Consider the following 26,181-nt stretch of genomic DNA (forward strand, 5'->3'; position numbering starts at 1 on the left):
CTAGCGGTCCGCGTGGACGCCTTCCGCCGCCCGCCTTCTGGACGTCGGCATTTCAGAACAGATCTCAGAAGTGAACGCTATGCTGGGGCCGCATGACCGACGCGCCGCCCCCCCCACTTCCATCCCCACCGCCACTACAGCGCCGGGCGTGGTGGCGGCAACTCAGTTCCCGGCGGCTGGCTCGCCTGCCCCTGACCATGATCCTGACCAGCCTATTGGCGGGCCTGGGCATTGTGCAGCTCAGCTTCCAACTGATCAACACCGGTTACCGCAGCGTCTCGTGGACCCGCCAGACCCAGGAGGCCCAGGCCAATATCCGTGGCCTGGAACGCGACGTGCAGGTGTTGCAGGACGCCGAGACCAACGCCAACACCCCCGGTTACCTGCGGGAACTCGCCCGCTGTCAGGGCTTCGTGGGTGTTGGTGAGCGCATCGTCGTCAGCCCGGAAGCCCCCGAAAGCCCCGGCGAGAACTGCAAGGTCTTGCGGCTGCCGTAAGGGTGGGCGGGGGAAGAGAGCGGAAGCGTTGGTCACATGCCCCCTCACCCCCCGCCGCTACGCGGCTCCACCCTCTCCCGCAAGGGGAGAGGGGATAAGAGATCCTGTTGCCGCCGCCTAAAACACCCGGTCCAGAATCAGCTTTTCCGCCTCTGGTGCGCTGTCTGCGATACTCAGTCCCTCGGTCAGCAGGCGCTGGGCCACGTCTAGGCCGCGTCCATCCCGGTGATACAGGCGCAGCACCACGTCGCCTGCCGTCACCGCCTCGCCCGGCTTGCGCACCAGTTCCACGCCGACGCCGTGGTCGATGGCCTCGCCCTTGCGTTCGCGTCCGCCGCCCAGGGCCAGCACGGCGCGGCCCACGCTCAGGGCATCGATGCGCTCCACGAATCCGGCACTGGGCGCGGTGATCTCGGCGCGTCCGGGGGCCACATCCAGCAGGCTGGGATCGTCCACCAGCACCGGATTGCCGCCCTGCGCTTCCACGAAGGTGCGGAACTTCGCCAGCGCCGAGCCGTCGTGCAGGGTGGCGCGGGCGCGGGCTTCAGCCGCTGTTTCGTCCTCACCGTAAGCGGCCAGCGCTTCCACGGCCAGGGCCACGCACAACTCGGTCAGGTCTTCCGGCCCCTCACCGCGCAGGGTCGCCAGCGCTTCCTGCACCTCCAGGCTGTTGCCCGCCAGATGGCCCAGTGGGGTGTCCATGTCGGTCAATACGGCGCGCACCTGCCGCCCCGCATGGGTGCCAATGTCCACCATCGCGCGGGCCAGCGCACGCCCGTCGTCCAGGGTTTTCATGAACGCGCCCGCGCCCACCTTCACGTCCAGCACCACCGTATGCGCCCCGGAGGCCAGTTTCTTGCTCATGATGCTGCTGGCGATCAGCGGCAGGCAGTCCACCGTGGCCGTCACGTCGCGCAGGGCGTACAGCTTGCCGTCAGCAGGGGCCAGATCCCTGCTCTGCCCCACCAGTGCCAGCCCGATGTCGTGCGCCTGCGCGATAAACCGCTCCTCGGACAGTTCGGAGGTCCAGCCGGGAAAGCTCTCGAGCTTGTCGATGGTGCCGCCCGTGTGCGCCAGCCCGCGCCCGCTCATCTTGGCCACCGTCAGGCCCAGCGCCGCCAGCATGGAGGTCAGGATCAGGCTGGTCTTGTCGCCCACGCCCCCGGTGCTGTGCTTGTCCACGGTGCGCGGCAGGTCTCCCAGGTCCATCTGGTCTCCGCTCTCGGCCATCACCAGCGTCAGGTCTGCCGTTTCCTGCGTGGTCATGCCTTTCAGGTACACCGCCATCAGCCACGCGCTGATCTGATAGTCGGGCACCTCGCCGCGCGTGTAGCCGCCGATCAGGGCTTGTAGTTCGGCGTGGGAATGCTGGCCGCCGTCGCGTTTCTTGCGGATCAGGTCTGGAGTGTTAAAAGAGTCAGAGGAGGAAGTCATGGGGCAGTGTACGAGATCACTTCAAGGCGAAGACCAATTTCAAGCCCATATCCAGCAAATCCAGGCTGATTCTATTGAGCTGCCCCCGACACCGCTCCAGACGCGTCTTGTCCACCACCAACACCTGAGAGACGTTCAGAACGCTGTCCTGGGCCAGCCCGTTGTGTTCGTCCGCCAGCAGCAACACATTGCCCGGCGCAGCCTGAAGCCGGATATTGGACGTCAACACGGCCACAAGGACAGTCTGGATGGCGCTGGCATTAAAGTCATCGGCAGAAACCACAACGACGGGTCCATGCCCGTATGCCTCCGCATTCTGGCGCTGGGTCAGCGGATACTCAATATCCCAGACCTCGCCGCGCTTCACTCTGCGTTCTGCCGTCGCAGCGCCTCAAAACCCAGTTCTGCCAGGGCGGGTGAAAGGCTGCTGTCCTCATTGGCATAAACAGCGTTGAGCTGGGCCGTTACCGTCTGCCCCTCGTTGCGTTCCAGAAATTCTTCAAGCGCACGGGCATACAGCTCACTTCTGGAAAGCCGCTGCCCCTGTGCGAATTGTTCAGCCCGCCGGTACAGGGCGTCTGCCAGAGAAATAGCCGTTTTCATAGCTTAGTATAACATTGGTTATACCGGTTCGGTTTTTTCACCGTTCACTGCCCTGCACCGTGCCCCCAGCCGCTGGAAGACGTCCAGCAACTCTGGCGGCCCGTCCACCCGGAAATCGCAGTCCAGGCCCAGCAGAAAGGTGGCGAAGCTGCCCAGGTCGCCACGCGTGCAGCGCAGCCGGGTGCCGCCCGCCTCCGCGCTGATCTGGGTAAACCACACCGAGACGCGGCCCCGCAGTTCTTCGGGCGGGGTGTCCAGCCACACGCTGACCTGGGCGGTGGGGGTCTCTGCTGGGAGGGTAGAACGCAGGTAGGCCAGCGCATCGAATTCGGGCAGCGCGGTAAACGTAACGTCCAGCACGCACAGGTCGGCCATGCGGTCCAGTCGGAAGGAGCGCAAGGCGTCCCGCAGGTGGCAGCGGCCCACCGCGTACCAGCGTCCATCCAGATGCAGCGCGCGGTATACATCTACCCGGCGCGTCAGGGCGCTGGACTGCGGCGAGGCGTAACGGAATTCCACGGTCTGCGCGGCGTGGACAGCCCCCAGCAAATCAGACAGCAGCGCTACGTCCGTGGACACCACCCACGGCGAGGAGTCCAGTTGCACCGCACCTTCTAGCGCCTCCACTGTCTTGCGCAGGGCGTGAGGCAGGGTGCGGGCCAGCTTGGCTCCCGCCGCGTGTGCTGCCGGGGCCAGTGCGCCTAGCCCCAGCAGGTGCAGCGCCCGCAGCCCCAGCGCCAGACTCAGGGCTTCCTCGCCCGTGAACATCAGCGGCGGCAGCCGGAAGCCGGGTCTCAGGCAGTACGCCCCGCCCACGCCGCGCTTCCCCTCCACTGGAATGCCCAGGTCTTGCAGCCGGGCAATGTAGCGCTGTACCGTGCGCGGGCTGACCTCCAGCACGCGGGCCAGTTCCGCGCCGGTCACGCTTTCGCGGGCCTGGAGCAGTTCCAGCACGGTCAGCACCCGCATCGAGGGGTCATACATCCCTGTATCCTGCCACACAAACAGGACAGATCCTGACGGGAATCTGGGTTACGCTGTGGGCGGAGGTCAAGATGACGAATACGCCCGCAGGAGAAGTATCTGATGGAGCAGCCCAGCCGGTGATCCTCTCGCCCGCCCAGTTTCTGGAGTACTGGCAGGGCAACCGCCGATTGACCCGCCGCGTGACCCTGGCATTCCCCGAAGACCAGCTTTTCGAGTTTTCCATCGGTGGGATGCGTCCCTTTGGCGTCCTGGCCTGGGAAATCCATCAGGTCAGCGAACTGACCCTCACAGGTTTGCTGACGGGCGAGTGGCCCATGCCGGAGTGGCGAAACGGCGTCTCGCAGGACCGTGCCGAACTTCTCGATGCCTGGGACGAACTGACGGCCCGTATCGAAACGGAGATGCCGAAGGTGGATCCGGCGTTCTTCCCGCGCCTGCATACGCTGCCCTGGGGAGAGATGAGTGGCTGGGCGGCAGCGATCTACAACATCGACAACGAGATTCATCACCGGGGTCAGGGCTACGTGTATCTGCGGGCGCTGGGCATCGAGCCGCCTGCCTTTCCCGCATACATGGGGCCATGAACGCGGCCAGAGGGGCAGAGCGTGGTAGAGATGCTGACCTTCATGACGCCCGTGGAGGGTTCGGCGGTGTATGTCGCCATTGAAGTCGTGCATGCCACGCTGAACGGCAGGCAGGGCGGGTTTGCCTTCTTCCATGCGGGCGTCAGCGAACGCGGCGGCCAGAGCCTGACTTACCGGGTGGTTCCCGATTCCGGCAGCGGGGAACTGCTGGGCCTGAGCGGAGAGTTGACGCTGAAAATTATGGACAAGGTGCATCATTACACCCTCGAATACACACTGCCCAGTCCATGATCCTGGAGTTCAGTGGTCCCCTGTGGTACTGGCGCGGCCCCTCCCCGTTCTACTTCGTGACTGTTCCTAAGGGACAGGCCGAAGAGATCAGGGCCGCTGCCCACCTCATCACCTATGGCTGGGGCATGATCCCGGTGCGGGCCAAGGTGGGCGACACCGAATGGAAGACGTCGCTGTTTCCCAAAGATGGGCTGTACATTCTGCCCATCAAGCTGATAATCCGAAAGGCCGAGAAGATTGAGGAAGGCGACGACGTGGCTGTGCAGCTAGCAGTGGGCTGAACGCCTGCGCAGAGGAGAAAAAATGACCGATTTGACCCTACTTCACGAATCCTTTGGCCGCAATGGCCGTGTCAACGTATTTCTGCTCCATGCCCTGACCGATGCCGATTTTGGTCTATCGGATGGTCAGGGTGGCTGGACCGTCGAGAAGCATCTGCGGCATATGGCGGGCTTCCGCGTCGGCTGGCTGTGGAACCTGTCGCGCCCCCACGCCGAGCCGTTGCTTGATCCAACACAAAAAGATGCGGACGGTGATCCCCAGTGGCGCTGGCACGACTGTCCGCCCGGCGAGCTGGCCGCTGCCTTTAAAGCTGGGGACGAGGCGGCACTAAAAGCAGTTCAAGCCGCGCTGGACGAAAACCGCGCCTTTGACGATCCCTGGAAGGAAGGGGCATACCAGACCAATCCGGCCCACTTCCTGCAGCACACCATCGTCCACGACAGCCACCACCGGGGGCAGATCATGGCGTTGTTGCGGATGGGTGGGCATACGGCAGAGGAAATGGACGCGCTGGACAACCACTGGGCGATCTGGAGAGAATGATGAAAATTCCCGAACTGTATGCCTACCTCGTTCGCGCCCGGCGTGACCTGTGGGCCACCCTGGAAACGGTGCCAGACGAGGTGCTGTCCCGAAAAATGCTGGACGGCGACCGGATGCAAAGCATCAAAGACCTGATCGCCCATACCGCAGGCGTGGAGGACGGCTGGCTGCATTACACGATCTTGCAGGACACGCCCGTGGAAGATTCCTTTCCTGCAATCAAAAATGCAGGGAGCGGCCCGGCCTACGCCAATTTTCCGCTCGCAGACCTGCTGGACTACTGGCGGGCAGTGGAGGCGAGTACGCTGAGTTATCTCACCACGCTGACCGACACAGATCTGGAACGGGTGATTGAGGACACGCCCGAGGAACACTTCAAACTGGATGGTCTGCTATGGCACGTCATGTTGCACGAGGTCCGGCACACTGCTCAGATCGCCGCGCTGCTGCGGACGCAGGGCATCAAACCGCCGTCGATGGATTTGCTGTTCTACCTGCCGAACCTTAAAGCGTAAGCAGCAGGCGCAGGCAGACACAAAAAACCCCCGCATCTCGGCGGGGGCTTTCAGTTCTATCGGTTGAAGAGGAGGCTTACGCCGTCGTCTGCGGCATCGGCATCTGCGGATTGGCAATCTTTGCCACCGCATCGCGCACCACGTCGCCAGTGATCAGTTCCTGGGTCAGTAGGGCGTCGGCCACCTCATGCATGGCAGCCTTGTACTCCACCACCAGATCGCGGGCGCGGTCAAAAGCGTGGTTCAGGATGCGCTTGACGTCCTCGTCCACCAGTTGGCTGGTGTGTTCGCTGAACGCTTTGGGGCGGGCCATGTCCTCGCCCAGGAAGACCGGGCCGGAATCGCTGCTCAGGGCCATGTTCTTGAAGTTCTCGCCCATACCCCATTCCAGCACCATCTTGCGGGCGATGTTGGTGGCCTTGCGGAAGTCGTCGGCTGCGCCAGAGGTCACGCTGCCCATGAAGACTTCCTCGGCGGCGCGGCCTCCCAGGGCCACGACGAGCTGGTTTTCCAGGCGTTCCTTGCTCATCAGCACCTGCTCTTCCGGCAGATAGAACGCTGCGCCCAGGGCACGTCCGCGCGGAATGATGCTGACCTTCTGGAGCTTGTCGCTGCCGGGGATCACGGCTGCCGTTACTGCGTGTCCGGCCTCGTGGTAAGCGATGGCCTTGCGTTCCTCGGGGCTGACGGTCAGTGAGCTGTTTTCCAGCCCCAGCGTGATCTTGTCCAGCGCGCGGTAGAAGTCGCTCATGTCGATCTGGGTCTTGCTCAGGCGGGCAGCTTCCAGGGCGGCCTCATTGGTGATGTTCTTAAGGTCCGCGCCGCTGAAGTACGGCGTGCTGCGGGCGACCTCGTTCACGTCCACGCCGTCGGCAATGGGCTTGTTGCGGAGGTGGACCTTCAGGATGGCCTCGCGCTCCTTCATGGTGGGCAGGTCGATGGTCACCTGACGGTCAAAACGCCCTGGACGCAGCAGCGCCGGGTCCAGCACGTCGGGGCGGTTGGTCGCGCCCAGCACGATCACGTTGCTGGACTGATCGAAGCCGTCCATTTCCGACAAGATCTGGTTGAGTGTCTGCTCGCGCTCGTCGTGACCGCCGCCGATGCCTGCACCGCGCTTGCGGCCAATCGAGTCGATCTCGTCGATAAACATGATCGCGGGCGCACTCTTGCGGGCATCCTCGAACAGGGCGCGTACACGGCTCGCACCGACACCGACGAACATTTCCATGAACTCGGAGGCGCTGACGCTGAAGAACGGCACGTCTGCCTCACCGGCAATGGCGCGGGCCAGCAGGGTTTTACCCGTGCCGGGAGGGCCGACGAGCAGCACGCCCTTAGGGATTTCTGCGCCGATCTGGTGGTACTTGCCGGGGTTCTTCAAGAAGTCCACGACCTCGATCAGTTCCTTCTTGGCTTCCTCGTGACCGGCCACGTCGGTGAACTTGGTCTGCACGCGGTTTTCCTTGCCATACTTCTTGGCCTTGCTCTGCCCGAACTGCATGACGCCGCTCTGGCCGCCCTGCGCCCGCATGAAGAAGAAGTACATCACGCCCAGCAGCAACACGATGGGCAGGAAGCTCAGGACGATGTTCAGCCACTGGCTGGGGGCCACGAAGCGGTAATCCACGTTCTGGGTTTCCAGCGCGCCGATCAGGCTGCTGTCGGGCACCGCCAGACTGCCCGGCAGACGCACCGAGAAGCTGGTGGTCTGGGTGGTCCGGGGAGGCTGACCAGGATTGACGGCCAGCTTGACCTCGGTGGGCGCTTTCAGGGTCACGGCGGCGTTGCTTTCGGTGATCACGACCTGCGAGACGCTGCCCTGATCCAGCAGGGCTTTGAATTCGTTATAGTTGACGTTGACGCGCCCGTTGGGCGTCTGCGAGAACATTAAAAAGAGTGCCAGAACAAATAGGACGATCAGCCAGGGATTGAGCCGCTTCAAGAACGTTCCTCCAGGGGAAAAGTGGGGAAATGGGGCGCATTTCGCCCCTTCTAGACTTGAGTGTACCAGACTCAAGGTGTATGAAATTGTCCCGCATTACAAGTGCTGAATGGGGGGTGTCTTTAGCGTTCCGAAAGGTTCTCCGGGGTCTGGAAAAGCCAGCATGGCATGGGCAAGCGGGGGGCGGATGGCGCAACGTTCATTCCCTCCGGGGCTGCATCTTTCCGCACACGGTCAACCCGCTGATGGATGGACTATCCTAGCGGGGAATGATTGACGCGGACACCACCTGGCAACAGGCTTGCACGGCCCTGGCTGGGGGCGACTATGAGACTGCTTTTGGCGTTCTGAGCGCTGCACTGGACGAGGCCATGCCAGCCGCAGTGGGCAAGGGCAAAGGCGCGGCGGTGTCCCCGGTTGCGGCGCGCATCTGCGTGTATCTGGGCAGCCTGCATGCCCTGTACGGCGACGGCGCAGCCGAGCAACTTGAGGCGACGCTGGCCGAGGCGCGTGGGCTGAATCCGGCGGTGGGCAGTGAGGCGCTGTATCTGGCCCTGAGCGCTGAGCTGGAAGCCCGCACGCGCGGCCCGGAGGCGGCCCCACCATCCGGGGCTGTGCGCGAGGCGCTGGATCCGGTGGCCCGTTTTCATGCGCTGTGTGCGCTGGCGCTGGCCGAGCAACCACAGGCGGCACTGGACATCCACCTGGCGGTGGGTGAACTGCCGCTGCATCTGCGCTGGCGGCTGCGCTCGTGGCAGGCCGATTGCCAGGAGCAACTGGGTCACACGGCGGACGCCATCAACCTGTACGCCGAGGCCGCGCATCTGGCGGGTGGTCTGGACCGCGCAGTGATGGTTCAGGAGCAGGCGGCGCTGCTGATCCAGGACGGGCAGCCCGAGGAAGCCAAAAAGATTCTGGACGGCGCGCGGCTGCTGTACGGCAGCAAGCAGACTCCACAGATCAACCCAGTACAGGGCGAGGACGAGGGCCTGAATCTGGCGACGTGGCACTACCTGTGTGCCCAGGCGCTGCTCCAGATGGATCAGGCGGACGCGGCTTACGAGATGATCCGCGAGGCAGACCGCCTGGAGCGGCAGTACGGCACCCCCGGTTACGTGGTGGCGCTGCTGACCGGCCAGATCCTGAGCCATCTGGGCCAGCAGGAAAAGGCCATCACTGCCTTTGAGTCGGCCCTGAAACTGGCCGAGGACAGTGACCGCCCCTACGCCAACCACGAGTTGGGTGTGGCCCTGCTGGACATGGACCGCCCGGTGGAGGCCCGTGACCGGCTGGAAGTGGCCCTGAACGAACCTGACTACCCTTATCAGCCCGAGGTCTTGGCCGATATCGCCGAGTGCGATTACCGCCTGGGCCGAATGCCCGAGGCGCAACTGGCCGCCGAGCAGGCATTGGCGCAGGGTGCGGTGATTCCCGCCAGTCTGGTGCTGGGTAGCGTGGCCCTGGATTATTTTCAACTGGACGAGGCCCTGGAACACTACGAGCGCGTGGTCCGCGAGGCCGCCCCGGACAGCCGCGACTGGATCATCGGGCACCAGATGGCTGCCGACGTGATGGCGCAGCAGGGCTTTCCAAATCCTGCCGCAGCCGTCGCACACGCCCAGCAGGCGCTAGACAACACGCCCGAGAGTGATGACTGGCACGGCACCTTGCAGGATCTTTTGGCGCGGGCACAGACGCTGATGGGGCAGCAGGACGGGCGGATGCTGAACTAGCGTTGGGCTTGGGAGTGTGCCGCTCAGGTGGGCGCTGGTCTTGACCATCATATTCTCCTCGTGAAAGGGCACTCTACTCACCGAAATCAAGGCACTGCTTGCTTATTCTCCTGAATTGCAATCTGCTGAATGGGTTTGGAGGCTGATGAACAAGCTGTAAAAAACTGCCCTTGTACGTAGCGCGTCTAGCGTAAGTTGAGCTACTGCTGAGGCGGCATATCGCGGGATGTGCTGGCTGGTCTCGAAGGTGAGGGAACCGTCGCCCATCGTGCCTGGGCTAAACGCTAGCGCAGCATGAGAATTACACCGGGTTGATGTGAGCAGAGCACGTTGATCTTCCAACGAAAAAGACCAGAATTCCCCGTCCAGAGCGGGGTTTTTTTTATGTGCCATGAATGTCCCAGTCCCAGCGTTCGTGAGCGTTCAGGGGTCGTTCAGGGGTCAGAGATCACAGTGGCCTCAGTTCAGAAAGGAAGCAGGGAAGCATCAGACAAGACAGGGAAAACTTCGGTTTCTGCCGCTCTGCGTTCGGTCACTCGCCTCAATCACCCACAGCACTATCCAAGGAGAACACCATGACCCAGCTCGTTAAGCAAGCTCATGTTCGCACCACCTTCCTCCTGACCGCCGCCCTCATGTTCAGCAGCATCGGTGCAGCCCAAACGGCCCTAACCACGGCTGCAAATACCACGGGCAGCGACATACTCGCTCAGCTCAGGCCATCAGTGCGTCAGGCTCCCGCCACCGCCACACCAATCACGGTGCCGGTTAACCCGACGATGGTGATGGATGATCGGGGGCTAACCTGCTGCCCAGCCGTCATGCAGGGGACGTTCTCGCAGTACTTCCGGTATCACCAGTTGCCGGGCAAGAACATCACGCAGTCGTATGGGCTGGAATTTTTAAGCACCTTCAACTATCCCGGAACTGAAACCATTCCCCAGACCCTGACGCTGGATCAGCAGATGATGCCATTCGCCTTCTATATCGGTTCCACTGGGGCGGGGATACTTCCAAGTGGATATGTTGCGAATTCCGTAATTCTCAGGGCCGAAATCAGGGAAATTACCACTCCGACTGGTCCAAATGGAACACCGACTTCAAATGATTGGAACCAACCAAGTGCAATCGCAAGTTCGACTGGGACACCCGCTGTCCGCGCTTGGTGGGCTGGGATTATGCCACCTTCCACGAACCCTTACAATGTCTGGGACGGTTCAGGCGGTGTCAGCGGTTTTCACACTGAATATATGGATGGCCGTCCTCACCTCAGTCCCACCTACCTACTCCCCAATCACACTTACATGATGAAGATGTCACTGGTCTTGGCATACAAAAAGACGCCAAACGACGATACTTGGTTCATCAAGGATATCAACTGTAGCAGTATGAGAGGCCCTTTCTGGTGGAATGTCAGGGATGGTAATCTAAAGACGGCACCAGGGGCGACTGCCCAGCCTCAGATTCAATTCAACGAAGTGAAGTAGGCAATCGACAGTCTGGTATAAAAAAACCGCCCTCCATATGGGGACGGTCTTCTTTTGCCTACTCAGAACTCAGTCTGCTGCTGACCCGTGGTTCTTGGCCTGCAAAAGCTCCTTGTCCTTTTTCGCATCGGCTTCCAGCTTGGCCTTGATCTTTTTCAGGGTAAAGCTGGCCTCGCGTTCGCGCTGGTCCAGCACGCTGCGAATAAAGCGGATGTCATCCTGAATGCCGGGAATCAGAACCTGCTCCAGCGCGTTCACGCGGCGCGAGGTTTTCTTGATTTCCTCGCCAATGCGGCGCAGCTTGGTCTCAGTTCCGGCCACCTTGACGATGCCGTCCATCACGCCGCCAAAATCGGTGGCGGCCTGGATGGTGCGTGCGCCCACGTTGATCGGGCTGAACGTGGTGGCCTTGTCGCGCTCAGGAACGGCGATGCGCGGCACTTTCACGCCGTACAGGTTGTCAATCTGCATGTCGATGGCGTAATCGCCGCTGCCCGCCAGGCTCAGGCTTTCAACGGCTTCCGGGCTGTCCCACGCTTTCGCGCCAAACAGGCTGGTGTACGCGCCCTTGCTCACGCCCGAAAGTTCCTCGCGGGCAGCCAGTGCGTCCTTGACCAGCGCAAAGAACTCGCCGATCAGGGCGTCGCGCTTGCGCTTCAGCAGGTCTGCGCCGCTCTGCGCGGTCTTGAGGCTGGCCTTGCTCGCCAGCATTGCGCTGCGGGTGGGGCTGATCTGTCCTGCCATTTGTGTTCACCTCCTTTGTCGGTGAATACCCGAAGGTCTAACTGCCGTGGAGACTGGCAATTAGACTTTCAGATTTGTTTACAGGCTCATGCTCCGTCCGCCGCGCCACATCTCGTCCATCTTCTCGCCGTAGAACTTGTCGATGGAGTCCTTGGACAGACGGGTCAACTGGCTCTGGGGCAGCTTGGACAGAATGCCCCAGGCCACGGTCAGGCTGTCGTCGATGCTGCGGTCCTGATCGCCCTGGCCGATGAAATACTGCTCGAAGTCGTCAGCAAAACGCAGGTACAGCTTGTCGGTGTCGGTCAGGGCGTCTTCACCCGTGATCGCCACCAGTTTCCGCAAATCCAGTCCGTTGGCGTAGGCGGCGAACAACTGATCGGACACGTTCTTATGGTCGGCGCGGGTCTTGCCCTTGCCGATGCCGTTGCCCTGGAGGCGGCTCAGGCTGGGCAGCGGGTTGATCGGCGGGAACACGCCCTTGGCGTTCAGCGTGCGGTCCACCACGATCTGGCCCTCGGTGATGTAGCCGGTCAGGTCGGGGATGGGGTGGGTAATATCGTCGTCGGGCATGGACAGAATCGGAATCTGCGTGACACTGCCGGGCTTGCCCTGCACCACGCCTGCGCGTTCGTACAGCGAGGCCAAGTCGGTGTACATGTAGCCGGGGAACCCACGGCGTCCGGGGATTTCCTCGCGCGCACCGCCGATTTCACGCAGCGCCTCGCAGTAGTTGGTCAAGTCGGTCAGGATCACGAGGACGTGGTAACCGTGTTCGAAAGCCAGATACTCTGCCGTCGTCAGGGCCATACGGGGGGTCAGCAGACGTTCCACGGCGGGATCGTCGGCGCGGTTCAGGAACAGCACGGCGCGGGCGAGTGCCCCGGTGCGCTCGAACTCCTGCGTGAAGAAGGAGACCTCGCGCTGCGTCAGACCCATCGCCGCGAAGACCACCGCGAAGGGTTCATCCGAGCCTGGAACCTTCGCCTGACGCGCAATCTGGGCGGCCAGTTCGTTGTGCGGCAGACCGGAGCCGGAGAAGATCGGCAGCTTCTGCCCACGGATCAGGCTGGTGTTCACGTCGATGGTGGAAATCCCGGTCTGAATAAATTCTTCGGGCTTGGCGCGGGCGGTGGGGTTCATGGCCTGACCGTTGATGCTCAGGCGCTTCTCGGCCACCACGGCGGGCAGCCCGTCGATGGGGCGGCCCAGGCCGTCGAAGCGGCGTCCGATCATTTCCTTGGACACGCCCAGGCGGGCCACGTCTTCCACCAGGCTCACCGAAGCGGTGGCGAGGTCGAGGCCGCGTGTTTCACCGAACACCTGGATCACGGCGTTCTGATCGGTCACTGAAATGACCTGACCGCCGCGCAGCTTGCCGCTCTCGTCCTTGATGTTCACGATTGCGCCGTAAGCCAGATCGCTGGCCGCATTCACGAACAGCAGTGGCCCGGAAATATAGGCGACATCGTTGTATTCCTTCTGGAGAAGGGTCATGCAGTCACTCCCTTGAAGGTCTGGTCGAGTTCGTTCATGACGCCCTCGCCGTAGGCATTGAATTCCGTCTCGGCGACGTAGCGGGCGCGGGCCAGCTTCTCGATCACCGGGTTCTGGATGATGTCGTCGATGGTTGCGCCGCTCTTGAGGGCCGCGCCCGCTTCCTCGTAGAACTTCAGGAACATCTTCATCAGGCCGTAGTTCTTGGGCATTGAGGAAGAGGCGTCCACGGCGTCAAAGCCGTTTTGCTGAAGGAAATCCTGACGCAGCATGCGCCCGGCTTCAATAATCAGCCGCTCGTTGTCCTGAAGGGCGTCTGGCCCGACAAGCTGCACCACTTCCTGCAAGGAGGCTTCTTCCTGGAGGATGTTCTGGATGCGCTGGCGCAGTTCGGGGAAGTCCTGCCCGACGTTCTGGCGATACCAGCCGTCCAGAATGGGGGTGAACAGGCTGTACGAGCCGTTCCAGTTGATCGCCGGGAAGTGGCGGCGGCGGGCCAGACCTGCGTCCAGACGCCAGAATGCGCCGGTAATACGCAGGGTGGCCTGGGTGACGGGTTCGGACATGTCGCCGCCTGCGGGGGAGACTGCGCCGATCACGCTGACTGCGCCGTCCTCGCCGCCCAGGGTCTTGACGGCCCCGGCGCGCTCGTAGAACGCCGCCAGTTTTGCGCCCAGGTAGGGGGGATACCCCTCTTCTGCGGGCATTTCTTCCAGACGCGAGGAGATTTCGCGCAGCGCCTCGGCCCAGCGCGAAGTGCTGTCGGCCATCAGGGACACGCTGTAGCCCTGGTCGCGGAAGTACTCGGCCAGAGTGATGCCCGTGTAGACGGACGCCTCACGCGCTGCCACAGGCATGTTGGAGGTGTTGGCGATCAGGATGGTGCGCTGCATCAGCGGGTTGCCGGTCTTGGGGTCTTCCAGTTCAGGGAATTCCACCAGCACGTCGGTCATCTCGTTGCCGCGCTCGCCGCAGCCTACGTACACCACGATGTCGGCGTTGCCGTACTTGGCCACGCTCTGCTGGGTCACGGTCTTGCCCGAGCCGAAAGGACCGGGGATCGCCGCTGCGCCGCCCATCACCAGGGGGAACAGCACGTCCAGAATGCGCATCCCAGTCAGGAAGGGCAGGCTGGGGTCCAGCTTCTTGGCCACAGGACGGGGCGCACGAACGGGCCAGTAGTGGGCCATCCGCAGCTTGGTGCCGTCTTCCAGCTCGGCAATCGTGTCGTCAATGGTGTACTCGCCCGCCGCCACAACGCTTCTGATCTTGCCGCTGCTTTCCGGCGGAACCAGAACCTTGTGGGTGAAGGCAAATTCCGGCACGGTGCCCAGGATCGAGCTGCCGATCACTTCATCGCCAACATTGACGCTGGGAGTGAAGTTCCACTTGCGTTCACGGTCCAGGCTGGAAACCTCGATGCCGCGTGCAATGAAGTCGCCCGACAGTTCGCGGATCTTATCTAGCGGGCGCTGGATGCCGTCGTAGATGCCATTGAGCATGCCTGGGCCAAGTTCGACCGACAGGGGCAGCCCGGTGGTTTCCACGGGTTCGCCCACGGTCAGGCCAGCGGTATCCTCGTACACCTGCACGAAGGCGGTGTTGCCGTCCAGACGAATAATTTCGCCCACCAGACGTTCTGTGCCCACGCGCACGATGTCGTACATTTTCGCGCCGTACATGCCGTCCGCGATCACCGCAGGTCCGGCGATGCTCTGCACGACGCCACTCTTGTTCTGAGTCATTGAATCTCCTTGGGAGAGGTCTGAAAGGCTAAGGTCAAACAGTCTAGAGGCGGAACAGAACAGCATTTGTGCTTTGTGCCGTCTGGCCGTTAGACGGTCTGACCTTTGGCCCGTTTAAAGCTTGATATCGAAGCCGATGGTTTCGCGCACCAGTTTGCCCATGTACGCCTTGGCGTCCACGGTTTCGGGCGAGAAGGCGTCTTTCAGGCTGGGAATGGGGAGCAAGATGGGCAGGTCACGGCCCCGCATGACGCGGGCGGTGGACGTGGCCGGGTCGGCGATCAGGCTGGTGTCGATGGCGATCAATCCATAGTCGCCCTCGGTGATCAGCTTTTCCAGCGCGGCCTGCGCCTTGTCGGGGGTGGTGTCCACCACCTCGGCCCCGGCCAGCCGGAAGCCGGTGGCGGTCTCGTGATCGGTCAGAACGACGACTTTACGCACCTTCCAACTCCCTTTGCAGCTCGTCCTTGGACAGGCCATAGAACTTGGCGCGGCCAATCAGGCGCATGCGGGCGATTTCCTGTTCCTTGCGGCGCAGGTAATCCAGGGCCACGCCCGGCCCCAGTGCGTCGGCCATCGCCACGTTGCGGCTGGCCTCGTCCAGGAGCCGCCGGGCAATCGCCTCGGAGCTGCCCAGATCGGGGGCTTCCAGCACCGCACCCAGATCGGGGGCCGAAACGCTGTTGTCGCCGCCCGCGATTCGCAGGAAATCGGCCTCGGACACGTCGCGCCCGCCGGGAATGAAATAGCGGACGTTGGGGGCCGCGCCGCGCAACTGGCGGGCAATCAGCAGGTTTCGCACATCGATCTCGCGCGTAAAATATCGGCGGACATTGGTGCCGCGCACGCCCGACAGCACGGCGCGGTAATAGCCCTGATCCAGCGCCACCTCTAAATCGAGCAGGCTGCTGGCCCCGCCACTGACGGCGGCGCGCAGAATCTGGCCGATCTTGCCGCCCGCCACGCTCAGGGTCTGGGCGAGGCTGGCGACGTCGGCACTCTGCGCCGCGCCCTGAAGGGCAGACCACGGCAGGGTTCCCGCCGGGATCAGGCCCGCCACGATGTCGTCCGCCGAGCGTCCGGTCTGCACGCCACGCACCAGTGTTTTGACGTTCTGGAGGTCATAGCGCAGCAGCAGCGCCTCGATCTCGCGGGCCGGTTGCCCGGTGGCAATCGAGCGCAGGTGCGAGATGGATTTGAGGTAATTGCGGCTCAGGGCCTCGTCGAGCTGCCCCAGACCCGCCCCCTGCGCGGTGGCCTCGCCCAGATCCTCGCGCAGCGGCGTCTCGCTGATCTGACGCAGGAATTCCTGGTAGTTCAGCGTGTTCGTCACGTCGTCCATCGCGCGGGCGTCCACCAGGGCCACGCGCATCATGCGCACGCGCCCGTTGATATACCCGTAGGGGTTGTTCATGTGTCCTCCCCCTAGACTTCGGCCAGCATGTGTGAGACTTCGGCGCTCAGGGTGGGGCGCGCGGCTTCCAGGCGGCCCAGCAGGGTGTTCTGCACGCTGGTCTTGCCGCCGGAGCCGACCAGCCGCACGCCGGTTTTCACCGTGTCGTTCACGCGCACGTCCATCTGGCGGCCCAGCCCGGACAGCGCCTGACGCACCGCGTCCTGCTCTGCCGCAGAGGTTTCGATGACCTCCGCCGTCGGCAGGGCGTTCAGACCCTCCTCGATCAGCTTGGTCAGCACCTGCGGGTATTCCGGCGCGTTCGTCATGCTGGCGATGAACTGCTGCGCGGTCTGAAAGGCCTTGACCTGCAAGGTGTCCGAGGCCGCCAGGCGCTGGGCATTGCTGTCCAGATCGGCGGCGCTGCGGGCGCGGGTCAGGCCAGCGGCGTAATCGCTGTCCAGGGCGCGGGTGCGGCCCTCGATCATGCTCTGGGCGCGTTCCTGGGCTTCAGAGACGATCTGCGCGGCCTTTTCCTGCGCGCCAGTGCGAATCTGGGTGATCTCGCCCTGGATTTCTTGTTCTAGGATGTCACCGAGGCTCATCGCTTACCCGCGCAGCAGGAAGAAGCCGACGAAGCCGAAGATCACCAGCGTTTCAGGGATAAAGAACCAGATCGCCATCTGCCCGAACTTCTCGGGACGCTCGGCCACCACACCTGCGGCGGCAGCACCAATGGGTCCCTGCGCCAGACCGGTGCCGACGGCTCCGAGGCCCAGGGCCAGGCCCGCGCCGATGGCCTTGAGGCCCGCAGCGTTGGCGTCTGCGCCGGTGGCGGCGACTTCCTGTGCGAAGGCGGAACCGGCGAAGGTCATCAGGGTCAGGGCGGGGGCGTATTTAGCGGCTTTCTGGATTGCAGTGTTCTTCATGTGTTTCCTCCGGGAAAATGGGGTGTACTTCTGACGAGTTTGAGAGGGTTTATTTCCGTGCCACGGGGGCAAAAGGAGCGTAACGGGTGCCGGTTTCCTGATAGAAGCCGGTGGGATTGAGGTACTCGACCCAGACCAGTCGGATGGGCTGCATGATGTGGCCCAGGATGGTCAGGACGAACAGGAAGCTGTGAACGAGGATGCCCAGCAGGATGCCCAGCAGCGGCCCGATGATCGGCAGCACTTTGCCCAGGCTCCAGCCCACGTCGGTGGCGAGGTTGGCGAGAATGGCCGCCGCCACACCCACCGCGAACAGACGGGTGAAGGAAATAATGTTACCGCCGTTGGACAGCACCTCGATCAGCATCAGCGGGGTCTTGCTGGCGATCAGTCCGATCACGAAGATCACGAAGCCCACCAGCATCAGCAGCACCAGCGGGTTGCCAAAGTTGCTCAGCGCCCCGAAGTCTTGCCCGGCGCGGCTGACATAGGCCACCATGATCAGGCCGACCAGACCGCCCAGCATGCCCACCGCTTCCCAGAAGTGGTGCATGTGCTTGTGCTTCCAGGTCAGTTGCGCCTTCAAGGCCCAGGACCACAGCACGAAGATCACGCCCACCGCGATGCAGATCAGCATGATGGTGTTGGAGAAGTCCGACAGCACGCGCGGGAACAGGATCGGGAACAGGCCCTTGTTGTGGCCTTCCTCGACAATCGTGTTCAGCGTGCTGGGGCTGAGGTTGACGCCCCACAGGCTCTTGATCAGACCAGGGTTGTAGAAGAAGACGTGCAGTTTCTCGAAGACGTTGCCGAAGAACTCGCCGGTCAACACGCCCCACAGGATGCTCCACAGGCCCATCGTACGGAGAACGACGCCCACCCGTTTGAGGGTGGCCGGATCGAGGGTGATGCCCAGCAGGCCCACGGGCAGGCTGACGCCGCGTGCGGCCCGCGCCAGTCCCCACAGCGCCACGGCCAAGTACAGCAGCCCGAACCCGATGTCCGCAACGATGAAGCCGAAGAACAGCGGGAAGAACCACGCCACCACCCACGAGGGGTCAAAGGTGCCGTACTTGGGCGGATCGCTGATGTTCAGCATGAATTCGAAGTTCTCGGTGTAGCTGCCATTCTTGAGCTGCACTGGGATGGCCCCGGAATCGCCGTGTTCATCGACGGGATGCAGTTCCATCATGGCGCTGGCCTTGTATGGCTCCAGCGCACCCTGAAGGGCGGGCACCCGGTCTGTGGGCACGAAGCCCTGCAACACGAAACCGTACTTGCCACGGGCGGTCTGCGCGCGGGCGTCGTCGATGCCCACCCGGTCCGCCAGTGCGTCCCGGATGGGAAACAGCGTCGCCGCGTGCTGCGAGGCCAGCGCGCTCTTCTCGGCGCGCACCCGCTCCAGCTCCTGCGGGTTGCTCTTGAGAATGGCGCTGAAGGCCGTGGCGACCTCAGACAGTGGCAGGCGCTCGAAGCGGCCCGGCAACCTCAGTTCGCCCAGACGGGCCTTGCCCAGCGCGGCGCGGGCGCGGTCACGGTCTGCCCGCAGCACCGCCACCACGACAGCCGTACTCTGCTGCCCGGTGCGCTCTGCACCGATGGCGAAGCGGTCTCCCAGTTCACCCTTGAGGGCGTCCTGCGCGGCTGCCAGTTCCTCCGACTTTTCAACGGTCAGGGGAATCAGCGTGACGCGGGTGCTGCGGTCCAGCGTTCCCGCCGCACGCGACAGCGCCGTGACCGTATCGCCGTAGGTGCGGGCGGTGTCCAGCTCGGTCCGCAGTTCCGTCTCGCGCTCCATCAGGGCGGAGGCGGGTTTTGCGGCGGCTTCCACCAGCGCTGACCACTGACCTTCGTCGGGCAGGGCGGCGGCGCGGTCAGGCCGCAGAGCCTCCAGCTCGCCCAGCGTGCTTTCGCTGCGGGCCAGCAGGCGTTCGGCGTCGCGGCGCTGTTCGGCAGCCGCTCCTGCCAGGGGACCGCTCTGAAAGCCCTGCGCTTCCAGGGGAACGATGTGCAGCACGCCTGCCGTTTGAAGGGCCTGCATGATCGCGCGGCTGTCGCTCTGACGGCCCGCCACCACCACCTGCTGCATCGGGTTGATCACGGCAGAACCGCCCGCATGATCGTTTCGACGGCGTGGCCCAGCTTGTCCTCGGCGAGGTCACGGGTGGCCTGCGCCTGGGTGCGGGCGTCCGCTCCCGCCGTTTCGCGAATCTGGCCAACTTCCGCCGACAGCTTCTGCTCATGCTCCGCAGACATCTGCCTGGCCTGTGCTTCGGCCTGTTGCATGATCTGGGCGGCCTGCGCCTCGGCGGCGGCAATCACTTGCCTGGCCTCCTCACGCGCCGCTTCGATCTGCGCGTCCAGCGCGGCTTCCCGCTGCGCCAGTTCGTTCAAGACCTTACTTGAGACGTCCAAAACTCCACTCCTCCTTTTCCTGCATTCCGGCAACCTCAGACTTCATCCGCTTCAAAAGCCCCATCCTTTGGGGGGATGAGGTCTTTTGGGGTGAACACCAAGAATTGCGGCGGCCCGACCCTTTTGTAATAGTTGCGTCAGACTCGCCCAGCATCGTAACACAGCCTCCACATTGGCCTGTGGGGGCAAGCGTCCCTGTTGCCGGGATTGACCACTCTGTCAGCGGGCATTGACCACTGCGGAGATTACTGCGGACCACACATTGAAACAGCCAGCCACCGGGGATGCGGTCGGGGCTGGCTGAACGTGGAGGTTCGGGAGTTAAGAGGTGCAGTCTCGCTTAAGGATTCAGTCGCCGCCCACGAACACTGGTGCGCCTAGGCCCGTCTCACTGTCAGCGTAGCCCTGCTCGCTGTGGGCACTGATGTCGATGCCGCTGACTTCCTGGCTGGCCGAAACACGCAGCGGCGTGATCACGCTGACCAGCTTGAGCAGGATGAAGGACCCGCCGCCCGCCCAGACCAGTGAGGCCGTGACGCTCAGGAGCTGCACCAGAAACTGCTCGCCTACGGGCTTGCCCTGCGAGGTGGTCCAGGCCAGCAGACCGGTCAGCAGCGCGCCCGCGATTCCGGCGACGCCGTGGCAGGCAAAGACGTCCAGTGAGTCGTCCGCGCCCATCCGGTGCTTGAGCTGCACCGCGCCGTAGCTGGCGGCTGCGCCCACCACACCGACGATCACGGCGGCCCAGGGACTGACGAAAGCGCAGGCGGGGGTGATGGCGACAAGGCCGACAACCAGTCCGGTGGCTGCCCCGACGGCGGTAGGCTTGCCGCCGCGCGCCGATTCAAAGCCCAGCCAGGTCAGCATGGCGGCGGCGGGGGCGATCAGCGTGGTGATAAAGGCCAGTCCGGCGGTTTGCCCGGCAGACAGCGCGCTGCCCGCGTTGAAGCCCATCCAGCCGAACCACAGCAGGCCCGCACCCAGCAGTACCAGCGGCACGTTGTGCGGCACATGGGCGTTGCGCGGGTAGCCGATGCGCGGCCCCAGCACGAAGGCGGCGACCAGTGCGCTGATGCCCGCAGAAATATGAATGACCGTGCCGCCCGCGAAATCCAGCGCGCCGTCCTTGAACAGCCAGCCGTCCGCGCTCCAGACCCAGTGGGCCAGCGGCGAGTAAATGAGCAGGGTCCACAGCGCCCCGAACAGGATGAAGGCCCCGAAGCGCATGCGCTCCACCACCGCGCCCGAAATCAGCGCCAGCGCGATGATGGCGAACATGGCCTGAAATGCCGCGAAGACATAGGTGGGAATGGTGCCCGTGAGTTGATCGGCCAGCCCGTTCAGCCCGAAGTTCGCCAGCGATCCGACGAAGGCATTGCCGCCCCCACCGAAGGCGATGCTGTAGCCCGCCAGCATCCACAGCACGCCCACCAGACCAATCGAGACCACGCTCATCATCATGGTGTTCAGCACGCTCTGGGCGCGGGTCAGGCCGCCGTAGAACAGGGCCAGGCCGGGGGTCATCAACAGCACCAGCGCGGCAGAGGCCAGCATCCAGGCAGTGTCGCCGGTGTCCAGCACGGGTTTGGCATCCTGCGCCAGTGCTACGCCGCCCAGCGCCACGATCAGGGGAAGGTAGGGTTTCAGTTTCATCGATTTCACGCTCCTTGCAAGTGCTGCGGCCATACGTATGTCGGTCATGCCGGGGCCAGCTTTTTCTCGGTCACGGGCGTCAGGGCCGAGTTGCCTTCCTCGCCGGTGCGGATGCGGATAACGCGCTCCAGCGGCTGCACGAAGATCTTGCCGTCGCCCACCTCTCCGGTGCGTGCGCCCTTGCAGATGGCGTCGATGGCGGCCTGCTCGAACGGTTCGCTGACCGCCATGCGGATTTCTACCTTGTCGCGGAATTCGATCATCACGCGCGTGCCCCGGTACTGCTCGACGATTTCCTGCTCGCCGCCGTGTCCACTGACCCGCGAGAGCGTGATGCCGCTGATTCCTGCTTGAAACAGGGCTTCCTTGACCTGCTGGACCCGTTCGGGCCTGATGACTGCCGTGATCATTTTCATGGCGTGTCCTCCTGCGTGTGCAATTTGCAGCGTTCGCATCCCTGCATGCCCAGAGCTTAGGGTTATAGCTGAGGAATGTCAAAATATTTCTGGACATTTGGCTAGATTTAGCCGATCAAATTGCAAAAAATGGATAGATGTTTGTTAGACGTCTAATTTGAATCGGACATATAGCCTAAAATGCGCCGACGGCCTGCTCACGACTCCCGTCCATGCGTACTGCCAGACCTGTTGTGCCTGAAACGTTTGGCCGATCAGCACCTTGACGCCCTGCCCGCGCTGGAGTTGCTAGAGCGTCAGCGTTCTTTCATCAGCATCTGCCCCAGTCCAGGCGAATCATCCTGATGGTCAATCAGCGCAACGGGCGGGCCAGACGGATTTACGAACGGGCCGGATTCACGGCCACGGCCACGCGCGAGGGCAAGACCAGGCTGCTATCGATAGAGGAGAGGCCCCGTGACCTCTCCAGCCAATTTCCCCCGCTACAACACCCGGCGTCGGCCCCGCAGCCGTGTCCACAACCTGTAGCCGATGAAGACCACGGCGGCCAGCAGAATCACAGCCAGAATGGGCACGAACACGGCCAGCAGCGACAGCAGCAGACTGGTGCCGTCCTCCAGGGTGCTGACCACCGGGTTCCCCAGCCCGCCCGTAGTGGCCGTGGCCACGGGGCGAACCACCGTGCGGGTGGCATGCACCCCGCCCGCCACGATCACGCCCAGCGCCAGACTCAGGGCCGGGGGTACGTCGGCCACACCCGCCTGTGCGGCAAACAGGATCGCGCCCGCCGCCGTGTTGACCAGTCCGCCCACCAGATGCAGCACGGTGTCTATGCCCGGAATCTTGTCGCCCACGAAATCCAGCAGGCCGATCACGCCCACGGCCAGCAGCACCCAGGGATTGCCCAGCAGGTTGAACGGCTCGTTCAGGTGCATCACGCCCATGCGGGACAGCAGGCCCACCACCAGCAGCGGCACGTAGGCATTCAGACCTGCCGCACCTGACAGGCCCAGCGAGGACAGCAGGCCGGAGAGGAGTTCCATAGGGCATTGTGACCTGCAAAGGCCACGAGGGGATGCTGGAAAAGCCTTAGCATTCCGGCTCCTGCTGTCCAGCGGAGGGCTTGCAATCTCCTGTCGTGGCAAGGGCAAGGCTCTCAGGACCATGGAGTTCCTGTTGGCCTTCTGGCACTGGGGAGGAAGGCGGAACGCGTCGCCCACTTACCAGCCCAACTTCATCATCCGCCGACTCCCGCCCTCTTTCGGATGACCCGCCGCTCGCCCAGATCGGATAGCCTATCGCCTTAGATGTCTTCCCTGATTGACGTGATCCTGTCCGCCTCCTACCTGGGGATATTTTTTATTGTGTTTGCCGAAACTGGGTTGCTGGTGGGCTTTTTTCTGCCCGGTGACAGCCTGCTGATCGCGGCGGGGCTGCTGGCGGCGGGCGGCAAGCTGAATCTGGCGGGCGTGATGGCGGCGGTGGTGGTCGGCGCTTTTCTGGGAAACACCGCTGGCTATTTTATCGGCCAGCGTTTTGGCCCCGCCGTGTTTAGCAATCAGAACTCGCGCTTTTTTAAGCCCGAGTACGTGTCTCAGGCCCAGACTTTCTTTGTTAAATATGGGGCGTTGGCCGTAATTCTGGCCCGCTTTGTGCCCATCGTGCGGACGCTGGTGCCCACGCTGGCGGGCGTCAGCCGCATGCCGTTTGCGTTGTACACCCTCTACAACATCATCGGCGCGGTGCTGTGGGGCGTGGGCCTGACCGCTCTGGCCTACTACCTGGGTCAGTTGATTCCCGATCTGGACAAGTACATCCTGCTGATCGTGGCGGTGGTGCTGGTGGTCAGTGTGATTCCGATTGTGCTGAAGTTCTTGCAGGCGCGCAAGCGTGCGGTCAAACCGTAAGCGCAGAGGCGAGATTCTGGGAGGCTTGGCCTCCTTTTTTCTTGTCTGAAACGCGGATTTGAAGAGGGCTGGCTGCGAAGCGGACTGAGGGGTCTCTGTGGGGCTTGCCATTCACCCCAGCTCAATCTCCAGCTTTTCGCTACGGTCTTGCCTGCCCCAGCCCCTCTAGCCTGTCTCCATGCCCGCCCGCCAGCCCCCGCCCAAGACAAAGCCACCCAAAAAACTGACGCTGAGCGAACAGCAACCGCCCCGTGAAGATCTGCCTGAAATCGCGCGCCGCCTCTCCGAGGAATACCTGCCTGATCCGCCGCAGCCCAGACGCTCCGCTGAGCCGCTGGACGGCCTGATCAGCACCATCCTCTCGCAGCAGAACACGGCCCCGATCACCCGGCGGCAGTTTCAGGGTCTCAAAACCGCCTACCCGCGCTGGGAGGGGGCGCTGGCTGATGGCCCGGACGGCATTGAAGCGGTGCTGAAGGCGGCGGGCGGCGGCCTCTCGCGGGTCAAGGCCGGGTACATCTACTCGCTGCTGGCGGAACTGGATGAAACGCGTCCGGTCCTCTCACTCAAGGAAACGCGTGATCTGGACGACAAGGCGGCTCGTGAACTGCTGGAAAGCCTGCCCGGCGTGGGGATGAAAACCGCCAGTTGCGTGCTGCTGTTTGATCTGGCGCGGCCCGCCATGCCGGTGGACACGCACATTCACCGCATCGCGCGGCGGCTGGAGCTGGTGCCGGAAGCCTGGAACGCGGTCAAGGTGGAGCGCTGGTTTGATGAGGTGCTGCCGCGCGAGTGGGCGGCCCGCTACACCTTCCACGTCTCGGCCATTCGCCACGGACGCCAGACCTGCCGCGCCCGCAATCCGGCGTGCGGTGCGTGCGTGCTGCGTGACCTGTGCCCGTCGGCGGCTATCCTGGGCCGATGACTGTTCCCGAATTGACCCATGAATTAGAGGTGGCCTCCAGACTGGCGCGCGAGGCCGGAGCGCTGCTGCTGCATCACCGCGCCGTGGGCTTCAGCGTGGAACACAAGACGAGTCTGGAAGACCCAGTGACGGCGGCAGACCGCGAGGCGTCCGCACTGATCGTGTCCGGGCTGGCCGAGGCATTCCCCGCAGACGGCCTGATGAGCGAGGAAGAAACCGACAGCGCCGCCCGCCTGTCGTGTGAACGGGTCTGGATCATTGACCCGATTGATGGCACCAGCGAATTTATCAAGGGGACGGCGGATTACTGCGTCAGTATCGGCCTTGCAATCGGGGATAACGCTGCGCTAGGGGTGGTCTACGCGCCAACCACCGACGAGCTGTTCGCGGGTGTCGTCGGTCAGGGTGTCTGGAAGAATGGGCAGGCGGTTCAGCGTGCGCCGCGTTCGGACAACTGGCGCATTGCCGTCTCGGACACCGAATTCGGGCGTGAGCTGAACCGTCATGATCTGCCAGGAATGCTCCCCAGCGGCAGCATCGCGCTGAAGCTGGCCCGCCTGAGCGCCGACGAGGCTGACGTTACTTTCACCATGTCGCCGCGCAGCGAATGGGACATTGCCGCCGGGGACGCGCTGTTGCAGGCGGCGGGCGGGAAGCTGCGCCGCCGGGATGGGGGAGAGGTTCTGTACAACCAACCGCAGCCGCATCTGGAGCAGGGATTGCTCGCCGGACTGCCGGACGCCGTGAACTGGCTGGAGGGCGAGTTGTCGCGCCGCCGTCTGCCCACCGCGCACCTGGGCATGAAAGCGTCGGCCCCCGCCTGGAAGTACCTGAAAACAAGCGATCAGGAGGTGCTGAGCGGTCATTCCGGTGTCAACATCCGGCACGCGGGCAACGAAGTTCTGGCGTTGCTGGTGGTCAATCCCGAAACGCGCACCGTGGAACGCGCCGAGGGCGACGCCTTTCACCTGGAACGCCTGACGCGGGATGTGGTTCGTGCGATGGGGTCACTGTCCACCACAGACGCTAAGCTCAGCCCATGATCAACTCCCCCGCCTCTCCAGACCTCCCGGCAGCGGGTGGGGCATGGGGGCGCGTAAGTCTCAAACCCATGTTGGAGCTGAGCGGCGGCGAATGGCACATCCTGCACGGCTTTTTCAAGGACCGTGAGCTGGCCGACTGGAATGACGCCAAGCCGATCAAGCTGCCCGAATGGCTGTTCCGCAAGGTCATGCAGGACGAGGAACGCGGCGGCGAGCGCGTGGGCTTCGGTGTGCTGGACGAACGCGGCGCACTGATCGGCAGCGCCGAATTGTATGACCTGCGGCCCTCGCCGCCGCTGACGCCCGCCACTGGAACGCTGGGCGTGATGATCGGTTTTCCCGCGCTGTGGGGTCAGGGCTACGGGCGCGAGGCGGTGCTGGCGCTGCTGGACTGGTCCTTCTCGGGCCGCGAGATCGCACTGAGGCGTGTGCGGCTGACTACTTTCGCCCACAACCGCCGTGCCCAGCGGGCCTTTCTCGCCTGCGGTTTCCGCGAGGTGGGCCGTACGCCGCAGGCGGGCCGCACCGACGTGCATATGGAAATTACCCGTGAAGAATGGCAGGCCCAGCATCCGTCAGCCCAACATCTGCCAGAGGGTGCGCCACAATAGAC

The 26,181-nt window shown here is 63.4% G+C and carries 29 protein-coding genes; 12 read left to right on the forward strand and 17 right to left on the reverse strand.

What is annotated here, in order from left to right; all coding sequences use genetic code 11:
- Nucleotides 1-92: 92 nt before the first annotated feature.
- Nucleotides 93-497: a cell division protein FtsB gene (locus DAAJ005_RS03555; protein ID WP_226342551.1), complete on the forward strand. Its 405-nt coding sequence runs from the start codon at nt 93-95 to the stop codon at nt 495-497.
- Between the two features lie 117 nt (nt 498-614).
- Here DAAJ005_RS03555 and DAAJ005_RS03560 read toward each other — a convergent pair whose 3' ends face one another.
- The 4 genes from DAAJ005_RS03560 to DAAJ005_RS03575 are packed head-to-tail and all read right to left on the reverse strand — an operon-like array spanning nt 615 to nt 3,518.
- Nucleotides 615-1,931: a thymidine phosphorylase gene (locus tag DAAJ005_RS03560; protein ID WP_151845909.1), complete on the reverse strand. Its 1,317-nt coding sequence runs from the start codon at nt 1,929-1,931 to the stop codon at nt 615-617.
- A 16-nt stretch (nt 1,932-1,947) separates the two neighbouring features.
- Nucleotides 1,948-2,298 (reverse strand): type II toxin-antitoxin system PemK/MazF family toxin, encoded by a 351-nt coding sequence (locus DAAJ005_RS03565; RefSeq protein WP_151845910.1) that lies wholly within the window; start codon nt 2,296-2,298, stop codon nt 1,948-1,950.
- Entirely contained in the window at nt 2,295-2,534 is a 240-nt protein-coding gene (locus DAAJ005_RS03570; RefSeq protein ID WP_151845911.1) for a ChpI protein, read from the reverse strand. Before DAAJ005_RS03570 ends, DAAJ005_RS03565 begins: the two co-directional genes overlap by 4 nt.
- 18 nt (nt 2,535-2,552) lie before the next feature.
- Nucleotides 2,553-3,518 (reverse strand): YafY family protein, encoded by a 966-nt coding sequence (locus DAAJ005_RS03575; protein WP_151845912.1) that lies wholly within the window; start codon nt 3,516-3,518, stop codon nt 2,553-2,555.
- Between the two features lie 71 nt (nt 3,519-3,589).
- Here DAAJ005_RS03575 and DAAJ005_RS03580 point away from each other — a divergent pair, with 71 nt between their 5' ends.
- From DAAJ005_RS03580 to DAAJ005_RS03600, 5 genes are read left to right on the forward strand one after another with little or no spacing between them, the layout of a single operon-like run.
- Nucleotides 3,590-4,105: a DinB family protein gene (locus tag DAAJ005_RS03580; RefSeq protein WP_151845913.1), complete on the forward strand. Its 516-nt coding sequence runs from the start codon at nt 3,590-3,592 to the stop codon at nt 4,103-4,105.
- A 30-nt stretch (nt 4,106-4,135) separates the two neighbouring features.
- On the forward strand, nt 4,136-4,396 hold the full coding sequence (locus DAAJ005_RS03585) for a DUF3224 domain-containing protein (protein ID WP_151845914.1): 261 nt from the start codon (nt 4,136-4,138) through the stop codon (nt 4,394-4,396).
- The gene (locus tag DAAJ005_RS03590; protein WP_151845915.1) at nt 4,393-4,677 is read left to right on the forward strand and encodes a DUF1905 domain-containing protein; all 285 of its coding nucleotides are present in this window, start codon (nt 4,393-4,395) and stop codon (nt 4,675-4,677) included. Before DAAJ005_RS03585 ends, DAAJ005_RS03590 begins: the two co-directional genes overlap by 4 nt.
- A gap of 22 nt (nt 4,678-4,699) precedes the next feature.
- Entirely contained in the window at nt 4,700-5,221 is a 522-nt protein-coding gene (locus DAAJ005_RS03595) for a DinB family protein (RefSeq protein WP_151845916.1), read from the forward strand.
- A complete protein-coding gene (locus DAAJ005_RS03600) occupies nt 5,221-5,736 on the forward strand; it encodes a DinB family protein (RefSeq protein WP_151845917.1) in 516 nt (171 codons plus the stop codon). Before DAAJ005_RS03595 ends, DAAJ005_RS03600 begins: the two co-directional genes overlap by 1 nt.
- A gap of 76 nt (nt 5,737-5,812) precedes the next feature.
- Here the strand turns inward: DAAJ005_RS03600 and ftsH are convergent, their stop codons facing one another.
- The gene (gene ftsH / locus DAAJ005_RS03605) at nt 5,813-7,681 is read right to left on the reverse strand and encodes an ATP-dependent zinc metalloprotease FtsH (protein ID WP_151845918.1); all 1,869 of its coding nucleotides are present in this window, start codon (nt 7,679-7,681) and stop codon (nt 5,813-5,815) included.
- A gap of 269 nt (nt 7,682-7,950) precedes the next feature.
- Here ftsH and DAAJ005_RS03610 point away from each other — a divergent pair, with 269 nt between their 5' ends.
- Together DAAJ005_RS03610 and DAAJ005_RS03615 are read left to right on the forward strand one after the other, a co-directional pair.
- Nucleotides 7,951-9,414 (forward strand): tetratricopeptide repeat protein, encoded by a 1,464-nt coding sequence (locus DAAJ005_RS03610; protein WP_151845919.1) that lies wholly within the window; start codon nt 7,951-7,953, stop codon nt 9,412-9,414.
- A gap of 575 nt (nt 9,415-9,989) precedes the next feature.
- Nucleotides 9,990-10,901: a hypothetical protein gene (locus DAAJ005_RS03615; protein WP_151845920.1), complete on the forward strand. Its 912-nt coding sequence runs from the start codon at nt 9,990-9,992 to the stop codon at nt 10,899-10,901.
- Between the two features lie 69 nt (nt 10,902-10,970).
- Here DAAJ005_RS03615 and DAAJ005_RS03620 read toward each other — a convergent pair whose 3' ends face one another.
- From DAAJ005_RS03620 to DAAJ005_RS03675, 12 genes are all read right to left on the reverse strand, one after another.
- The gene (locus tag DAAJ005_RS03620; RefSeq protein WP_151845921.1) at nt 10,971-11,645 is read right to left on the reverse strand and encodes a V-type ATP synthase subunit D; all 675 of its coding nucleotides are present in this window, start codon (nt 11,643-11,645) and stop codon (nt 10,971-10,973) included.
- A gap of 78 nt (nt 11,646-11,723) precedes the next feature.
- Nucleotides 11,724-13,142 (reverse strand): V-type ATP synthase subunit B, encoded by a 1,419-nt coding sequence (locus DAAJ005_RS03625; RefSeq protein WP_151845922.1) that lies wholly within the window; start codon nt 13,140-13,142, stop codon nt 11,724-11,726.
- On the reverse strand, nt 13,139-14,887 hold the full coding sequence (locus DAAJ005_RS03630; RefSeq protein WP_151845923.1) for a V-type ATP synthase subunit A: 1,749 nt from the start codon (nt 14,885-14,887) through the stop codon (nt 13,139-13,141). Before DAAJ005_RS03630 ends, DAAJ005_RS03625 begins: the two co-directional genes overlap by 4 nt.
- A 114-nt stretch (nt 14,888-15,001) precedes the next feature.
- Nucleotides 15,002-15,367, reverse strand: a complete 366-nt coding sequence (locus tag DAAJ005_RS03635) for a V-type ATP synthase subunit F (protein WP_151848368.1) — start codon at nt 15,365-15,367, stop codon at nt 15,002-15,004.
- Nucleotides 15,321-16,301, reverse strand: a complete 981-nt coding sequence (locus DAAJ005_RS03640) for a V-type ATPase subunit (protein ID WP_151845924.1) — start codon at nt 16,299-16,301, stop codon at nt 15,321-15,323. Before DAAJ005_RS03640 ends, DAAJ005_RS03635 begins: the two co-directional genes overlap by 47 nt.
- Nucleotides 16,302-16,312: 11 nt before the next feature.
- Entirely contained in the window at nt 16,313-16,885 is a 573-nt protein-coding gene (locus DAAJ005_RS03645) for a V-type ATP synthase subunit E (protein WP_151845925.1), read from the reverse strand.
- A 3-nt stretch (nt 16,886-16,888) separates the two neighbouring features.
- Nucleotides 16,889-17,209, reverse strand: coding sequence for a V-type ATP synthase subunit K (locus tag DAAJ005_RS03650; RefSeq protein ID WP_139322952.1), 321 nt, complete (start codon nt 17,207-17,209; stop codon nt 16,889-16,891).
- 49 nt (nt 17,210-17,258) lie between these two features.
- Entirely contained in the window at nt 17,259-19,310 is a 2,052-nt protein-coding gene (locus DAAJ005_RS03655; RefSeq protein ID WP_226342553.1) for a V-type ATP synthase subunit I, read from the reverse strand.
- On the reverse strand, nt 19,307-19,624 hold the full coding sequence (locus DAAJ005_RS03660; protein ID WP_151845926.1) for a V-type ATPase subunit subunit G family protein: 318 nt from the start codon (nt 19,622-19,624) through the stop codon (nt 19,307-19,309). Before DAAJ005_RS03660 ends, DAAJ005_RS03655 begins: the two co-directional genes overlap by 4 nt.
- A gap of 348 nt (nt 19,625-19,972) precedes the next feature.
- Nucleotides 19,973-21,277, reverse strand: coding sequence for an ammonium transporter (locus tag DAAJ005_RS03665; RefSeq protein WP_151845927.1), 1,305 nt, complete (start codon nt 21,275-21,277; stop codon nt 19,973-19,975).
- A gap of 44 nt (nt 21,278-21,321) precedes the next feature.
- Nucleotides 21,322-21,693 carry a P-II family nitrogen regulator gene (locus DAAJ005_RS03670; protein WP_151845928.1) on the reverse strand — a complete coding sequence of 124 codons (372 nt, stop codon included), beginning with the start codon at nt 21,691-21,693 and terminating at the stop codon, nt 21,322-21,324.
- Nucleotides 21,694-22,175: 482 nt separating this feature from the next.
- The gene (locus DAAJ005_RS03675) at nt 22,176-22,736 is read right to left on the reverse strand and encodes a DUF4126 domain-containing protein (protein ID WP_151845929.1); all 561 of its coding nucleotides are present in this window, start codon (nt 22,734-22,736) and stop codon (nt 22,176-22,178) included.
- 264 nt (nt 22,737-23,000) lie between these two features.
- Here DAAJ005_RS03675 and DAAJ005_RS03680 point away from each other — a divergent pair, with 264 nt between their 5' ends.
- The 4 genes from DAAJ005_RS03680 (at nt 23,001) to DAAJ005_RS03695 (ending at nt 26,179) form a co-directional block, all read left to right on the forward strand.
- Nucleotides 23,001-23,600 carry a DedA family protein gene (locus tag DAAJ005_RS03680; RefSeq protein WP_151845930.1) on the forward strand — a complete coding sequence of 200 codons (600 nt, stop codon included), beginning with the start codon at nt 23,001-23,003 and terminating at the stop codon, nt 23,598-23,600.
- Between the two features lie 178 nt (nt 23,601-23,778).
- The gene (gene nth, locus DAAJ005_RS03685) at nt 23,779-24,525 is read left to right on the forward strand and encodes an endonuclease III (protein WP_151845931.1); all 747 of its coding nucleotides are present in this window, start codon (nt 23,779-23,781) and stop codon (nt 24,523-24,525) included.
- Entirely contained in the window at nt 24,522-25,568 is a 1,047-nt protein-coding gene (locus DAAJ005_RS03690) for a 3'(2'),5'-bisphosphate nucleotidase CysQ (RefSeq protein WP_151845932.1), read from the forward strand. The genes nth and DAAJ005_RS03690 overlap by 4 nt, the downstream gene beginning before the upstream one ends.
- Nucleotides 25,565-26,179 carry a GNAT family N-acetyltransferase gene (locus DAAJ005_RS03695; RefSeq protein WP_151845933.1) on the forward strand — a complete coding sequence of 205 codons (615 nt, stop codon included), beginning with the start codon at nt 25,565-25,567 and terminating at the stop codon, nt 26,177-26,179. Before DAAJ005_RS03690 ends, DAAJ005_RS03695 begins: the two co-directional genes overlap by 4 nt.
- Nucleotides 26,180-26,181: the final 2 nt, after the last annotated feature.

Origin of the sequence: Deinococcus sp. AJ005 (assembly GCF_009017495.1) — a bacterium.
Classification (GTDB): Bacteria; Deinococcota; Deinococci; order Deinococcales; family Deinococcaceae; genus Deinococcus.